The sequence below is a fragment of the Haladaptatus sp. QDMS2 genome, from assembly GCF_029338295.1.
Lineage (GTDB): Archaea > Halobacteriota > Halobacteria > Halobacteriales > Halococcaceae > QDMS2.
The window spans coordinates 290,409-306,649 of the sequence record NZ_CP119793.1 but is presented as its reverse complement, the minus strand read 5'-3'; the positions used below and the strand labels follow the sequence as shown (position 1 = coordinate 306,649).

Genomic DNA, 16,241 nt, shown 5'->3' with positions numbered 1-16,241 from the left:
GAAGTCAGAGATTCCAAGGAGTTCGAACCACGCAATTCGTATGAGTTGGTCAAAGAATTCCAGATGTTGTGAACCAATGAGTCATTGATTCAGTGACTCAATGAGTATTTGAAGTATTGAATATGGAAATCAGGGAGCCCTATGAGTTCGAACCACGCAATTCGTATGAGCTGGTCAAAGAATTCCAGATGTTGTGAACCATTGAGTCATTGACCCAGTGAATCAATGATAGACTACAACGAGGTGTATCCACTCCTACTACTCCAGGAATCCGCGATACTTCGGGGGAGCAGGTGCACTGAGGAAGACCAGTCGTTGACCGGGTGGTGAATCGAGGACGGTTCTGTCCTGTTCAAGCGACGCCGCAACCATTTCGGGATTCTGGGCTCACTCGTACGCGCCTGATTTTCCGGACGTGAACCGCAGCAGCGTCGAACTGGCGGCTCTCTAAGTGATGCCGGTCCGTTTTCCATGGGTGACTCGACGAATATCTTTGTGCCACGGACACCTGAGAGAGCCAAGAGATAATTGGTTGGCTGATGAGGATAGGGTTCTGTACAACTTGTCTAAAGGCAGTGGATCTACAGTTCTCCATCTTTCGAAGGATTAGAAGGAGATTACGGAAAATCCAGCGCTCATAAATTGCATATGGCTATATATTTTGTTAGCTCACGGGTTCCAGTGTGTCGGAGGATGAACTGTTTCACGGCGTATTTCACGCAAATACCCCTTCATCCAGCGTAGTCGGAATCCACGACGACTTCCGAGTCGAAGTCCAAGAACATGAGAAAAACACCCCGAAATCGTTGCCGAGAGGGAGCGTTTCCACTCACAGCGGGTACTCCGAGGTTGCCGTGGAACTGGTCTCCCGGAATCAGCGCAGAAGAGACCAACTCGACACATTCACCAGCCGTCAGAACTGGTGCATAGTCCATTTTAGCGTCGATACCGACCTTCAGGAGGAAATCGGTAAGCCGCCAGATGTTGTGCAACAGTACTGCGAACACGAAATAGAACAGCCGGACGCGGTAGTCTTTCGAGGATGTCTTCGCCAGGAAGTCGTACTTAATCGACTTATACTCGTTTTCGATCTGCCACCGGCGGCTAAACCGACGACAGAACGTCTTGGCTGCATCCGGCCCAACCCGGAAATTCGTCTGGCACGCGACTGAACCCAAGAATTGAGGCTATTTCGGGTTGCCGCGTGAGTCGACGAGTGAACTCGGCGTACGAATCGCCTGTGATTTCCATGAAGAGGAACGCCAGCACCATCGCGCGGAAGGAAAATGGTATAGGATGCCACGCTGGATACCCGTCTTTGATCGCGTTGATCGAGCGGTCGAGACGCTCAAAAGCAGTGACGATAGCAGTAGTATATAGATCATTTCGGATGTCGATACCGAACTGATACGACTCACAGAGACAACTCGTTCGAAAGCTGTCACTAGGATACGTACTGCTTGGACTGGTGCTTCGCTGTGGTGATGTGGGATACGTGCATCCTTCAGTCGAGTACTCTCTCAGTGCCTAGCTGCTCGTCGGCTCAGGACCCAACTCAGTCGGTGGTGTGGCGTATATTGCTGCAAAAGCGAATGTAGCTGCGCCACCCGCCAGTATCACGCCGACGCTGAGAAACGTCATACTGAGCCCAATTGTCTCACTCACCGGGCGTATCACGATCGGTGATAGGAACTGTCCGAAGAAAATCGCGCTCGTCAGCCCACTAAGAGCCCGTCCGCGAACGGTTTCCGGCGTAATCGCCGCGATCCACGTATTGAGGTTTGGGAGGATTACCCCAATGCCAGCACCGACGAGAACCAGTCCAACGACGACGCCAAGAAGCGTCTGACTCACCCCGATGACGATGAATCCAATACTCATGAAGGAAAACGTAAGCGCGATAATCGCTATCACACTCACAACAGTTCGAATACGTCCATAGAGCAACGATACCACCCCACCGGTGAATGTCGACGCTGTCAATGCAACGCCGACTAGTGTCGCGCTCGCCCCCGTCTGTGACTCGAGATAGAACGGTATCTGAACAGGTATCATGTAGAAGATGATCTGGCTGACAAGCGCGAGTGAGAAAATGAGCGCGAGCGACCCAAGCGGGAATCGAACAAGTGTCCGACGGAGTTCGTGGATGCTCGTCGGGCGATGCGCGGTTGGTTTGGGCCGGTCGGGCTCCGGCAACGCGAATGCCATTAGAGGCAGAAGGAGCATTGCAGTCGCGTAGACGAGGAAGGGAACGCGCCAACTGATTTCGGCGAGCACACCTGCAAGCGGCAATAAGACGACCCCACCGAGCGACATGAACGCTCCCTGCCTCCCAAGGACCGTCTCACGGTGGTCCTCTTCGTAGTAGTCGGTGATCAGCGCCGTCACCGTCACCATCACGCCGGCGACGGCTAATCCCATCACAGCCCGCCCGGCGAGAATCGCAACCAACGAATCAAGCACGAATCCCGAACTACCGGCTATCGCGTAGATTACTGTCGAGCCGAGTAACAACCACCGGCGGCCATACCGATCTGCGAGTAACCCGATGACAGGCGCTCCGACCGCAATGAACAGTCCATGCATTGTGAGTACGAGTCCGACGAGAATCGAGGCGTTTGGTGTCGTTGCGAATTCTCGCTGGATAGCAGGCAACGCAGGAGCGATCGTCGCGCCCGACATGATGGTCAGCGTACTGGCAAGCAACAGCGTCGCTTGAGCGATCCGCGGACGCGGAATGACCATATCACCATTCATTCATGTCCCTCAGATCACTGAACATGTGCTCTAGTGCGTCGCTCATGTCCAGTTCAGCGAGTGCCACGTCGATTTCGATCGCGTCTCCCGCGGGATGTTCTTCCTTGCGCTTTCGCAACGCGAGCAGATGGTACAGGTACGAGACGCGCAGGAGCCAAACTGCTCTATCAACATCTTGGTCAGAGCGGACGCGATAGGAGATCCACCCGGAGTCAGGTAAGACGTGGTGTTTTTGGGCTCGTCCCTCTTCAATGAGGACGTCACGGATGCGCTTGGCGAACGGTATATCGACAAGCTGGCCATGATGAACGTGGCCAATCTCTCGGCCATCAAGGATGAATTCACGCCCCCCTCCTCGCTCGTGCGATTTGACCATGACACCGGGCCAGTCACTGATGATGGATTCGATCTGGTTCATGGGAGTTTCTTGGTTCCGATGTGGGACTCAATTTTTTGAGTGAGAGCGCCAGTGACTCTCAGCCCCGAAGGCTCATGATCCATCGCAGCGAATTTGTGGGCCTCTCCGAGGGCGTGTCGGGAGTTCTCACGACAGACCGTCCGCTCAGCACCTTGCGGCGATTTAGCCGACGAACGCGGGCATAAACCGCTCGCAGACGGATAGGAAACGATTGTGAACTGGAGCGAATCACTTGGCGTCCGCGGGCACGTCAAAGTCATGGAAGTGATCACCTCGTTCCTTCGTGAGAATGTTGAGCGCGGCCGCCGCGCCATCGCCCGCTGCGATGATCGCTTCCCATTCCTCGGCGCGCACCATCGCACCCGTCGCGTAGGCATCTTTAACGCTCGTTTCCATCGTCACATCTACGTCCACAATACCGTTTTCGTCGAGAACACAACCAAGTTGCTCGGCGACGCCACGCTTCACACCCGTCGCCAGCACCACGTAATCAGCCACATACTCGTCCTGGTCAGTCGTGATAACGAACCCGTCTGTTCCGCTTTCGACGGCTGTTACGAGTTCGCCCTGTTTTCTTCTCGTACCAAATCCGTCAACCTGTGCGCGACCCGTTTCCACGAACGCAGAGCCATCCACGCTCTTGATGCCGAGGTAATTGAACAAGTGTGCTTTGTGCATCCACGTTTCATCTGTGTCGAACAGAACCGTATCGAGGCCGTTCTTCGCGCTGAACAGTGCGGTGCTCAGTCCTGCTGGACCTCCCCCAACTATGGCGACGTCAGTCGTCTTTGACATACATAACTTGTGGACGGGTGTCGTCGTGGAATTGATCGTGAATTTGTTCACGTGTTTAAGAGGCCCCCGACCATTCATTGAGTACTGTGCCTCGTATACAGCTGGAGTTCGATGCTGCGGCGTGCGCAGATCCGCTCGCCATGGTCTCAACTGAACTCCCCGCCGAAGAGTTCACGATATTATCGAGCCATCCCGCGGACGAAGGGATACTCGGACTCGTAGAAATAGAGACGTCGGACGCAACCACGGTCATCCAGCACTTCGACGATGCAACGGGGCTGTCTTATGAGGTGTTACATACCGATGAGCAGATAGTACTGATCCAATACATGATTCCGGAAACGGAATCAAACCGCGCACTTCGCGCATCAAGGAACCTGCCCACATTTCCCGCCCACTTACAGGACGGGTGGTTATCTGCTGAACATACAGCCTCTTTCGAGCGATTATCAGAACTTCCAGCCGAGTTAGCCGCTGCCAACATCCCGTACCAGATCCAGACAATAGCACAGACACACGCTCTGAGCGGACTGCTCACAGATCGCCAACAGGAGTGTATTATCGAAGCGGTCAAACGCGGCTACTATGATAGTCCTCGACGGTGTACACTCACCGAGCTTGCAGACACGTTCAATGTCAATAAATCGGCTGCGAGCGGGGTCATCCACCGCGCAGAAGGCCGAATCATCAAGGAGTTCGTTGCAGAGTTAACTCGAAAATCAGGTCAGGACACAGAGCCAGAATAGAGCCCGTCTTGAGTAATTTGGTTTAATTCGACCGACATGCTTCGTTTCTTAACTCGCCACACATCGCTCCAGGTCGAATACTTCGGTGATTGCCAATCTAATGGGATTTTTATACTTTCTCAATTCACCGCGTTGATGAACCGCTTGGCCTTCAAACGAGGTTTCGTCCGCACCTCAATTTCCTCAAGACTCAGCTGAATGAGGAAGTCAACAAGTCGCCACATATTGTACAGTAGTATTCCAAACGCAACGTCAACTATCCAGCCCTAACCGCTTACAGCGGTTTGAGGACGGGGCCCCCGCGCTACCGCTTAGGTGAGAATCGTGTTGACATTCTCCTCGATCAGGTATCTGGTGATGAGCTCGGAGAACGTCATGATGTGTTCCGTGTCACCACTGCACGGCCAGAAATATTGTAGTTTTGGGATTCGATGGTGTCAGTCGTCAAACCGGTCCAACAGGGAACGTAAAACAGGCGAACCACCGACTCTTTCGAGGATGTACTCGGCAGGAACTTGTTCAGCGACTGAAACGCACTCTCGATGCCCCGACGACGATACCGGTTGATTACCTTCTTCGTCCACTCGCGCTCTACCCTCAGTTGGTCGTCTACGTTCAAATTTGTGTAGAACGCGACTGTCTTCGAAGCCACGCTTACCAATCTCGATATTTCAACAGTAGAATGTATCGAATCCAAAAACTCGGTCTGTGAAGACACACTCATACACCGTTTTTCCGTTGTAACGAATGAGAAGGTATCCCCCGTCAGTTTGCAGGAGAGATTCCTTGCGTTGAACCAGTCAGACACCGGTTTTCTGTTGTAAGAGATAGGAAGAACGGCTGTAACCGCCATTCCTGCAAAGAACTTTAAACAAAGCAAAAGTTTAAGACAGTAGCCTACGAACAGTCCGTCAAGTTACGAACAACCAAGACTAGAGAATGAGGCTAGATGGGTCTAGATCGCTGATCCACACGAGCTGCATACATGCGCTAGATTTACAACGGAAAACCGGTGTGTATGACTCATCCCTCATTTCGTCTCCCTCTCGATTACAATGGAAAAACGGTGTCTGACGTCCCTCCAGAAATTGAGTGCCTCCAACCTCTCTCAATTACAACGGAAATGTGGTGTGTATAAGATGGCTTCCAGAGGCTTTTTCTCTGAACCAGACACGCACATCATTACAACGGAAAAACGGTGTGTCCACCTCTGAATAACTGCGCTCAGTTGGCCAATATCAGCAGTTTACAACGGAAGGCTGGTGTCTATCTATCGGAGTTCTTTTCTCGAATCGCAGCGGCGACGATATCAGGGTCCTCCAGCAACTCGTTGATCATCTTCCGCCCCTTCCCCCTACCCTGTCCTGGGCGACGCTGGTCAATCACGTTCAACTCGGCTAACTCGGCCAGAATATCTCTCACACGTCGCTTCGAGAGCGGCGTCGACCCATTCTCCTCACACACCGTGTTGTACGTGGAGATAATCTCCGTCGAGGAGAACACGTGCTCTTCACCCGTATCCAGGTTAAGGGCGAGATTCACGATCGCGAGCGTGACGTACTCGGCATGCGGCTGCAGGTTCATGATCTGCGACCGCAACAAATTCGCCTCCGTCAGATTCGACGCCGGTTCGACCAAATCACTCGTGATCGTGTCTCGGCCCAGGCGCTGGGCGACCTCGCCAACATTCCGAAACAGCTCGATCGCTTTGCGTGCATCACCGTACTGACTCGCCGCCTTCGCCGCGACCAACTCGATGATGCCATCCTCGAGCGCTCCTTCCTTGAACGCATCCCGCCGACGGCTCAGAATCTCCTTGAGTTGCGTCGCATCGTACGGCGAGAACACGAACTCCTGGACGTTCACCGACGATTTCGTCCGGTTTCGCAGGAGGTCTTTGAACTGCGTTTGGTTGCTGATTCCAATCAGGCTCAGTCGACAGTTCTTCAGTTGCTGGGATTCCGCTGCTCGGGAAAGCTTCGCGATGACGTTGTCTGAAGCGTCACCGAGTTTGTCGATCTCGTCGAGAATGATGATGGCGACGTCATACTTAGCGTCGAGAATCTCGTAGAGCGCCTCGTAGTAGGCCGCGCCACTGATGCCGGACTCGGGTGGATTCCGAAGGCCAGTTTCGTCGGGGTCGTTGAGCTCAGTACAGGCCCGACGAATTGACCCGGTTTCCGTGTCGTAGACGAGGCAATTGACGTACGCCACGCCCATACTGATGGTTTTATCCTCCGCTTTTCGAGCGATATTCTTGCTGACGAACTGCGAGCACAGCGATTTCCCTGTGCCTGATTTTCCGTACAGAAAAATGTTCGTTGGCGTCTGGCCGTCAAGCGCTGGGCGTATCGCCTGCACGAGAAACCGGAGCTCGTCATCACGACCTACGATTCGGTCGGAGTCCTTTGGGACGTGACGAATATCAAGGAGATCTTTGTTGGCGAAGATTGGAGCGTTCTCCTCCAACAGTTCCTCGATGAAGTCGGTCATTGTACGTGAAGTCACTGTGGAGTGCCATAACAGTTACTTTCAAATCGCACCGTTTGTCCGTTGTAACTGCACCCCTTCTGTCCGTTGTAAGACGCCTCTATCTGGCTTGTACCATACAATATCAGTACTTTTTCCTGACCGTCCAAGTCCAGAAATCCGTTGTAACAGAAGTCCATTTTTCCGCTGTATGAGGCCCGCTACGCTAAGAATTCACAAATGACAACCCCTACCGAACCAAGCCGGACCAAGCCACATCCCACCCACTCCGATAGACGTCACCTGTCGAGCGACTCGGTCGAATCCGAGTCTAGCAAAAATGAGTCACTGAATCACTGACTCAATGAACGTATGAAGGCCAGAGTGTTTAAAGTAGTGAGATTAGGAGTCAGAGACCGTCTTCGAGTCGCGTGCGTGGTAGAGTATTGATTCTGGAAAGCCAGGGTACTGTGAATCAATGAATCAGCGATTCACTGACTCATGGATTTAGGATACAGGTCGGCTATTTAGACCCATCAACCGCTGAAGGCCTGATATTCGGGAGAATCCGTTCTGAGTAGAACGCTCCAAATGTCTGACGTGGATTTATGAGTCACTGATTCAATGATTGAACCATGACCGAGACACCGCGTGGATGGGGCGTCACCCCACCCACTGGCATCCCAACGATCGCCTTCGGCAATCAGAAAGGCGGAACTGGAAAAACGACCGCGACGATCAACAGCGCCGCGGCACTCGCCACTCGCGACCACGACGTCCTGGCAATCGATATGGACCCCCAGGCCGACATGACGAAGGGACTCGGCCTGGGCCCAGGCGACACCAACGACCCCTCGAGCCCGAAAAACGACCTGCCAAACACCCTGGTCACCGATGACGCGAACCTCCTCGACGTACTCGTGGATAATCCACGCACGCACGATACGAGGCTCTCAGAGATTGTCATCGAGGCCGACGAGTACGACCACCTGAACTTCGACCTGGTGCCCAGTCACAAGGATATGGGTCTCGCACGAGACTGGATGGAGGGAGCGAATGCTCGCCTTTCACTGAAGGTCGCGCTCGAAGCGCTGGTTGACGATGGCTACGACTACGATTTCATCGTAATCGACTGCCCGCCAGACCTCTCTGTCCTGACGGACGCGGCGTTCATCGCAGCACAGAACGTCTTCCTAGCGGCCCAAACCCAGGCGACGTCACGAGATGCGCTTGACGACCTGTGGGACCAGTTGGAGTCCATCGAGGAAAACCAGCAGATCGACATCGCTATCGTGGGACTGCTGGCGAACATGTACCGGGACGACGGGCAGTCACAAAAGTTCCTCAACGCCTTCGACGAGTCGTTCGCCTCGATGGCCCCGATTTTCAAACTCCCGATGCGCGTGGCGATTCAGCGCGCATGGGATAATGGCCGAGACATCTTCGAATGGGAGGACCCGAACGACCAACAGGTCGAACGTGACCTGTTCCTGGAGATTGCAGCGACGTTCGAACGCGCGTTTGACAAACCGCAGGTGGAGGCATAGCGATGCCGCGAGGAATGGACGAGCGATTTGAGAACCCCGCGGACGAAGACGCGGACGGTGGCGACGAACCAACGGACCGGTCAGTATCCCGGGGCAAACGCGATGAAGCCTCGACGACAGAGACAGAAGCAGAACAATCGTCAACTGAAGCGGACGAACCGGACGAGGAACCACTGAATATCCGGAAGGATTGGGATTCAGCCACGATCTATGTTGAACCCGAACAGAGCGAAGACATTGAGATCACGTTCACGCGCCTGAAAAAGCAGCTGAAACGCGAGGGCATCATCGTCGAGAAGAACAAACACTTCTATCGTGGCGTCTTCGAGGTGGCGTTCGGCGAGCATCGCGAAGAAACGAAAGAGCGAATTCGTGAATTAGCAACGCAAGACCTGGATCAGTGAATTTGTGAGTCAGAGAGTTGAGGATGGTTCGACTCACCATCCGTTGTGAGGCACGTTTGACTGAGTTGTTGAGGGGCTGCTTTTGCTGCCTAGGTGGTTGGCCCGGCCAGTAGATATGGACCTTCCGAAGTACGAGAGTTGGAATTGACAGACGTTGCGGGATTCAACGATTTTAACCAACAGATTGGGGGAGTTCATCACCGCTGTTGGTTAAGAATGAATTTGGAAGGGATCAGCATGGCTCGACGGAGCGCAACAGCGACCTATCTGAACGTTCGATGGAAGTGATCTGAATACAGAACTTCTTGCTATCTCTTACAGCGGAAAAATGGTGTGGAACACACTTCTACAGCCACTTTTCCACGATTCCTCAATCGAGAAACCTCTGAATCCGTTACAACGGAAAAATGGTGTGTTTGAGTGTTCGATATGGTCAATTTTCAGAGGGACGTCCACTCGTTCTGAAGAGACCGCCTCAATCTAGAATGGGAGTTCAAATGGGGCACTTCGGTTTTCCGGACTCTGTTTAATCCACAATATTTGACAGATGATGCGTGCTGAATATAGAGGGTGTGTTCAGCAGTCGGTCCGACCACGAGCAAGTCCAAACGATCACTGGGTGACCGAGAGACACGGAGAAGCAGTGGTGCGTACCGAGCAGTCGACACACTCCTTCGATATCGAACCTGCTCAGCTACACCCCGAATTTTTAGCCTTCGGTATCGTAGTTTGCCACCACATCACGATAACTCATGACACTGCTCTCTCTTTCACCGCCGCACCGAGGAGACCACCGATGACGGTTATTGCCGACATCACCGTCCCTGCAGACGCCTTCGAGCTTGGACGCGTCCTACAGGACTTTCCAGAGGTCGTTATCGAACTCGAACGAATCGTCCCGCTGCAGGAGACTATCATTCCACTGTTCTGGACCTCTGGTACCGATTGTGCGGACATCGAAGCCGCATTGAGCACGAGTCCGCAGACCAAGAGCGTCACGCAACTCACGACGACCAACGAGAAGACGCTCTTCGAAGTCCACTGGAGTAGCGAGATCAACGGTATCGTTGCGGCTCTCGTCAAGACTCGCGCCAAGATCCTCGAAGCGACAGGGAAAGCCGAAACGTGGGACTTCCGGCTTCGGTTTGGAACACACGAACAGCTCTCGGAGTTCAACATGGCACTCACGAACCAGAATATCCCCGTCACGCTGCGTCATCTCTACAATCCGTCTCCGCCGGAGGAGACAGAAACGCTCTCGGACGAACAGTACGAGGCGCTCGTGATGGCCTATCAACGCGGCTTTTTCGAGGTTCCGAGGCGCATCACCCTCGCTGACCTTGCCGAGGACATGGAGATCAGCGACAGTGCACTCTCTCAGCGTATGCGGCGTGCCCTCGCTATCGTCGTCGAGCGGGTAGTCCACGCCGATACTTCCCCAGCGACGAATTCGGGACCGCTAGAGGGATTATCGTAGGTATGAGGAACGACGAGCCTCGTCTGGCTGCAGTCGTCGATGTTTACCAGGGAGAATCTATGAACACCGACGATAATCCCTATCGTCTCCTCCGATGGGCGGCCACCGACACGAGGTAGTTCTGATCAAATTCGATATCGAAGGGTCGCTGCCCGATGATAGCGGAGTGAGGGTCGATGTCCCACGATACGTCCTCTCGTTTCGGTATCGGTATCGAAGGCAATGCTTGTCCTCGTCTCGTGGTAACGGACTGTCACAGAGTTCGATTATTACTCGTCCCTCTCGCAACACGCGTCGATAGAGTCCACAATGTCAGTACGAAAGTCACTCACAGACGCCGAATCGATTGTCGCACTCGCAGGGAGACTTCGTGGTGATCTAATCCAATCGGGAGACGAAGCCTACGACGATTCCCGAGCAGTGTGAAATGCGATGGTAGACAAGCATCCTGCAGTCATCGTCCAGTGTGCTTCGACTGCAGAGGTCATCAGCGCAGTCAAGTTCGGAAACGAACACGACGCCCCGATCTCGGTACACGGGGGTGGCCACAACGTCGTTGGGCGGATTGCTGGCGACGATGGTCTCATGATCGACCTCTCGCGGATGAACTCGTTCCGCGTGGATCCGACTACGGAAACTGCTCGCGTGGAACTGGGTGTCGTACTCGGTGAACTTGCCCGCGAGACCCACGCGTTCGGGTTCGAAACACCACTCGAGTCCAACTCGACGAGCGGTGTCGGTGGATTAACTCTTGGCGGGGGGTTCAGTTGGCTCTCCCGAAAGAATGGAGTGACGATCGATAACCTCCTGTCAGCCGATATCGTCACCCCCGACGGCGAACTCGTTCACGCGAGTGACACCGACAACGAAGGTCTCTTCCGGAGACTCCAGCGGGGTGGGAACGTCAGTCTCGTCACGTCCTTCAAGTTCCAACTGCCACGGCGTGAGTCGCCCACAGAGAGGAGAGACGTCTCTCGTACTGCTCGAAGCGGAATACAATAAATGACCCATCGCACAACAACAGCTGAAAGAGTGGAACGAACCCATTATGTCTAATCCTGCTCGAGAGTGGATAATCGGTCGAGGGAAGAAGGAGACAGAATCATCATCAAACTCGACGACGCAAACGTGTCCAGAATGTGACTCGTCGACACTCGTACAGAGTACAGAGATGGCCGAGTTGGTCTGCGACGACTGCGGGCTCGTCCTCGAAGAAGGACAGATCGACCATGGACCCGAGTGGCGGGCGTTCAATCAGAACGAACGGGATTCAAAGTCCCGAGTCGGTGCTCCAACGACGAAGACGATGCACGACGATGGGATGACGACAACTATCGACTGGAAGAATCAGGATGCATCTGGACGAACGCTCTCCGCAGATCAGCAGAATCAGATGCGCCGACTCCGGAAGTGGCAGGAACGGATCCGAACGAAAGACGCAAGCGAACGCAATCTGCAGTTCGCGCTGTCGGAAATCGACCGGATGTCGTCGGCTCTCGGTGTCCCGCGTTCGGTTCGCGAAGTCGCGAGCGTTATCTACCGCCGAGCACTTGCTGAGAATCTCATTCGGGGACGGTCTATCGAAGGCGTCGCTACCAGTGCCCTCTATGCAGCGTGTCGTCAAGAGGGGATTCCACGAAGTCTCGACGAAGTTGTCACCGTCGCTCGGATCGAACGGATCGAAATCGCTCGAACGTATCGATATATTGCAAGCGAACTTGGGCTCGAGATACAGCCAGTCGACCCAAAACAGTATTTGCCTCGGTTCTCCTCAGAGTTGGGAGTGAGCGAGGAGGTCCAGCGGAAAGCAACTGAAATAATCGACGTGTCTACTGAGGCTGGTCTGTTGTCGGGGAAGTCGCCGACAGGATTTGCTGCGGCAGCACTCTACGCTGCATGTCTCCTCTGTAATGAGAATATGACGCAGAGAGAGGTTGCGAACGTTGCACAGGTGACTGAAGTGACGATTCGAAATCGATATCGAGAACAACTTGAGGCAATGGATATTTACTAAGAGAAACGAGGTGCCATGGGTCACTCATCCCGTGGTACTTCAGTTGTCGTTAGTGGCGTGTCTGTACTGCTTCTCATGTCGATGATCCGTCGTACCCGCTGGGTAACCACGTCGACCAATTATCTCATTGATCCGAGGCACCGTTCCCAATCAACTATGACCGACTCGCGCAGTGAGTTCAGCACGGCCTCAGAAACCTACCCCATCCCTGTCAGAAGTGCCGTGCAAGATATAGAGGCTGTATTCAGCACGGCCAGTTTGACAGCTTGTTGGTGAGTTTATCGAAGCCTGCTGAATACAGAGGATGCAGGCGGCAGATTTGTATCATCAGACCTTCTGGATGCAAGGATCGGTCACGACAGGGTATCCTCTACATGCCACCGCCGCATGTGATCAGCGTGGGTATCGAGGTAGGCCCCCGGTTGGTAATGTGAGTCGTAAAACTTCGTATCGAGATGGTGGGCCTGAACGTAACCGGGGAGTACCATCGTCGGAATCGTTCCCGGGAACTTCCCGTGTTTGTCGTATACATATTGGACGATTTCGGTCAGACAGTCCACCATCTCATCACTATACGGAGAAACGGTCTGTTTGACCTTGTCACTCTCTTTCCAAGGACCCCCTGTTCGCGGATCGTAGGCGCCTTCGGGGCCGAACTTCCGCTCTACGAACTCCTCGACCGCTGCACGCATATTAGGATAATACGGCGGACAAAGCCCCTCAAAGACGCCATCGAGTCCGACTGGATTGGGAGCGGTCCAGTCCTCGTCCTCGACGAAGGTGAATCCGAGCCCCTCGATGCCTTTAGCGGTTGGTGACCCGAGGACGCTCAAATCGCTGAGTCCAGTGAAGAACAAGCCACCGAGGCCCATCGCCTGCAACGTCAGGACGATATTGTGCCCGATAAACGCAACTTCCGCGCAGTTCGACGAGTACGTGAACCGTTCGAGGAAGGACAAGGGGAAGACCTTGTCCTCTTCAAGCAATCCGGACCGGATAAACGGCGCTAAGTCTCCCGCGGGTTCGCCGACATCATCGTCGGCGATGAGATAGCCATTTTCAACAAACAGGGAAAGTAAGCCGAGCATTTGCTCGCTGGCGTCGGCCACTGGCATAAACAGTGTCGACCCCGGGCTATTAGCCCACCAGTGATTGGGCTCTAAAATATGTCCGGGAGCGGCGGGGAGGTCTAGTCTCGAATCCGACAGCTGCTCGGTCTGCTCCCGGGACACCGCGATGATCTGTTCGGCATCGTTGTCGATATCGTTCAACTCGCGGGCTCGGTCGGGATTTACGTCCCGAGTGTTGGTCACGTACGTGCCGTCGTCGTCCGTATAGAACAACACTGGTGTCCCGATACCGGCTGCTGTCGGTGCAGTACGACCTGTAAACCGCACCGTATAATCCGCATGCTCATCAGGCCGGGCTGGTCCGAATGGAAGGCCGAAACTCCAACCCGTGACCCCTGTGCCCGCCGCAACGAGGACGGATTGTTCGAGGTCACTGAGGGGGTGCGGATCAGCGTCAGATTCGAAGGCCAATGGACCGGACGGAATCTCCATCCCGAGACCGAAGCGGCGGGCACGCCGCCCGAAAATGGCCTGGAGCAGTGGGTACTCGAGCAAATCGGTAAGCGATTCTGTGGGTATAGACATTGTGAAACACTAAAGACTACGCGAGGAAACCATGTGAATATGCCGCACGTTCACGTAGATGTCGTGTTACGAGTGACTGAGTGAACTCCGTCCAACGAGTAGAACCTCTTGCTGAATATGCGCGCTGTATTCAGCACGGCCACTGAAACCTATCATCGACATAGGGTTTCAACAAAGCCGATTTCCGGTAAGCAGAGAGTTGTTCAGGCAACGAAAAGCACGTCATCAATCCTTAACTCACTGAATCAGTGATTCATTGGTTCACAGAATCTACTTCAGTGCGGTGAATTCTTCACCAGAATCGGGGAGGTACTCAGAAATGCTTCGATGGGCACCGAAGTCACTGATTATACGGAATCAAGGAGAATACCTGACCCTTTAGGGTCAGGATGAATCCGACAACCCCTCCACAACCCACCGTCGATAGCCCGACGGGATATTCCACGTTCTCAAACCGAACTGTTACAAGAGAATCGAGTATAAGTGATTATACAGACGTTTAGAATGCTGGAAATCCACCGCACTCACCGAGCGAAAATCCTCAACCACAGCCAAGTGGTTGAGATGCTCGACCGGCATGGATGGGATGCCAGCAAACTCTGGAACGTCGCAAACTACCACTCCCGCCAAGTGTGGGAGAACACGGGTGAGATTCCTGACCACGGCGACCTCAAAGACGAGTTGAAGACTCACAACAAGTACAAAGGATTGCACTCGCAGTCCAGTCAGCGCGTTCTGGAGGAACTCGCTGAATCCTTCAACTCGTGGTACGGTAAGAGGAAGTCTGACAGTCGAGCGAATCCGCCCGGCTACCGCAAGAAAAACTACTACGACAACCAATGCCGTCGCGTCCACGAAGAACACCCGAGAAGCACGGTGACGTGGAAGCAAAACGGCATTCGACACGACACCAAGAACAACCGAGTTAGGCTCTCGAAGGGCGCGAATCACAAGGAACACCCGAAAGCGTGGGAATACATCCTTGTCGAATACGAAACCCAACCCGGCGTCACCGTCGAGAACCTACAACAAGTTCGTGCTGTCTACGACAAGACGAAGGAACGATGGGAACTACACCTCGTCTGCAAAGACGAAATCGAGACACCCACCGTACCCGGTAATGAGACGGCTGGTATCGACCTCGGCATCTGCAACTTCGCGGCAGTCGCGTACAGCACCGAGCAAGCCGACCTCTACCCCGGCAACCGCCTGAAACAGGACGGCTACTACTTCCCGAAAGAAATCGCTAAGTGCGATGACTCGGGCGGTCAAGAAGCCACTCGTCTACATGCGAAGTGGTCGGAGCGCCGCACCCACTTCTTCCACTCCTTGGCGAAACACATCGTTGAGCGGTGTGTTGAGGAGACCGTTGGACGAATCAACGTTGGGAAACTTGCTGGTGTTCGAGAGGACGAGAACGGCGACTCAAAGAACTGGGGTCGGCACGGCAACCTCGACCTGCACGGGTGGGCGTTCGACCGCTTCACCAAGATTCTCACCTACAAGGGGAAAGTCGAGGGTATCGAAGTCGTAGAAGTTTCAGAGCGTGACACGAGCAAGACGTGTTGTGTCTGCGGTAGAGAAGACGACAGTCAGCGTGTCGAACGTGGCTTGTACGTGTGCGAGCCGTGTGATGCGGCGTTCAACGCTGACGTAAATGGGGCGGAAAACATCCGTCTCAACATCAACGACGAAAGTAACTCCGAGTCTGCGTCCAATTTGGACGAAGATAGGAGTACCGGCTGGTTGGCACAGCCCGGAGTCTACCTTCATGACCTCTCCCGAGGATTCCAACCTCGGACAGAGGTGGTAGACTGCAAACCCTAATATCCTAATTCAGCGGTGCGGTGCCGTGGGATTCCCGCGTGTTTACGCGCGGGAGGATGTCAAGGTCTGTATGGCGTCGACAACCGTCGCGATGTCGCGATTGAGCTCGTGCTGCCGGTACGTGTCCCATCC

General features: G+C 54.1%; 12 protein-coding genes and 1 pseudogene. 7 read left to right on the top strand and 6 right to left on the bottom strand.

The window, feature by feature from the left end; all coding sequences use genetic code 11:
- Nucleotides 1–863 precede the first annotated feature (863 nt).
- The 4 genes and pseudogenes from P1M51_RS19990 to P1M51_RS19975 form a co-directional block, all read right to left on the bottom strand.
- Nucleotides 864–1,157, bottom strand: a pseudogene (locus tag P1M51_RS19990) (transposase); the annotation flags it as partial.
- 370 nt (nt 1,158–1,527) lie between these two features.
- Nucleotides 1,528–2,745, bottom strand: a complete 1,218-nt coding sequence (locus tag P1M51_RS19985; protein WP_276275302.1) for an MFS transporter — start codon at nt 2,743–2,745, stop codon at nt 1,528–1,530.
- Nucleotide 2,746: 1 nt separating this feature from the next.
- Nucleotides 2,747–3,175, bottom strand: coding sequence for a luciferase family protein (locus tag P1M51_RS19980; RefSeq protein ID WP_276275301.1), 429 nt, complete (start codon nt 3,173–3,175; stop codon nt 2,747–2,749).
- A gap of 228 nt (nt 3,176–3,403) precedes the next feature.
- A complete protein-coding gene (locus P1M51_RS19975; RefSeq protein WP_276249105.1) occupies nt 3,404–3,970 on the bottom strand; it encodes an NAD(P)/FAD-dependent oxidoreductase in 567 nt (188 codons plus the stop codon).
- Nucleotides 3,971–4,110: 140 nt separating this feature from the next.
- Between P1M51_RS19975 and P1M51_RS19970 the strand changes: the two genes are divergently transcribed.
- A complete protein-coding gene (locus P1M51_RS19970; RefSeq protein WP_276275300.1) occupies nt 4,111–4,716 on the top strand; it encodes a helix-turn-helix domain-containing protein in 606 nt (201 codons plus the stop codon).
- Nucleotides 4,717–5,982: 1,266 nt separating this feature from the next.
- On the opposite strand, the gene P1M51_RS19965 is transcribed toward P1M51_RS19970, so the two are convergent.
- Entirely contained in the window at nt 5,983–7,209 is a 1,227-nt protein-coding gene (locus P1M51_RS19965; protein ID WP_276249107.1) for a Cdc6/Cdc18 family protein, read from the bottom strand.
- A 611-nt stretch (nt 7,210–7,820) separates the two neighbouring features.
- Here P1M51_RS19965 and P1M51_RS19960 point away from each other — a divergent pair.
- From P1M51_RS19960 to P1M51_RS19940, 5 genes are all read left to right on the top strand, one after another.
- On the top strand, nt 7,821–8,732 hold the full coding sequence (locus P1M51_RS19960) for a ParA family protein (RefSeq protein WP_276275299.1): 912 nt from the start codon (nt 7,821–7,823) through the stop codon (nt 8,730–8,732).
- A gap of 14 nt (nt 8,733–8,746) precedes the next feature.
- Nucleotides 8,747–9,136, top strand: a complete 390-nt coding sequence (locus P1M51_RS19955; protein WP_276275397.1) for a hypothetical protein — start codon at nt 8,747–8,749, stop codon at nt 9,134–9,136.
- 796 nt (nt 9,137–9,932) lie between these two features.
- Nucleotides 9,933–10,613, top strand: coding sequence for a helix-turn-helix domain-containing protein (locus P1M51_RS19950; protein ID WP_276275298.1), 681 nt, complete (start codon nt 9,933–9,935; stop codon nt 10,611–10,613).
- 432 nt (nt 10,614–11,045) lie between these two features.
- Nucleotides 11,046–11,615 (top strand): FAD-binding oxidoreductase, encoded by a 570-nt coding sequence (locus tag P1M51_RS19945; RefSeq protein ID WP_276275297.1) that lies wholly within the window; start codon nt 11,046–11,048, stop codon nt 11,613–11,615.
- Nucleotides 11,616–11,661: 46 nt separating this feature from the next.
- Entirely contained in the window at nt 11,662–12,627 is a 966-nt protein-coding gene (locus tag P1M51_RS19940) for a transcription initiation factor IIB family protein (protein ID WP_276275296.1), read from the top strand.
- Nucleotides 12,628–12,980: 353 nt separating this feature from the next.
- Here the strand turns inward: P1M51_RS19940 and P1M51_RS19935 are convergent, their stop codons facing one another.
- The gene (locus tag P1M51_RS19935) at nt 12,981–14,282 is read right to left on the bottom strand and encodes a hypothetical protein (protein WP_276275295.1); all 1,302 of its coding nucleotides are present in this window, start codon (nt 14,280–14,282) and stop codon (nt 12,981–12,983) included.
- A gap of 504 nt (nt 14,283–14,786) precedes the next feature.
- On the opposite strand from P1M51_RS19935, the gene P1M51_RS19930 reads away from it, so the two are divergent.
- Nucleotides 14,787–16,109: a transposase gene (locus P1M51_RS19930; protein ID WP_276275294.1), complete on the top strand. Its 1,323-nt coding sequence runs from the start codon at nt 14,787–14,789 to the stop codon at nt 16,107–16,109.
- Nucleotides 16,110–16,241 lie beyond the last annotated feature (132 nt).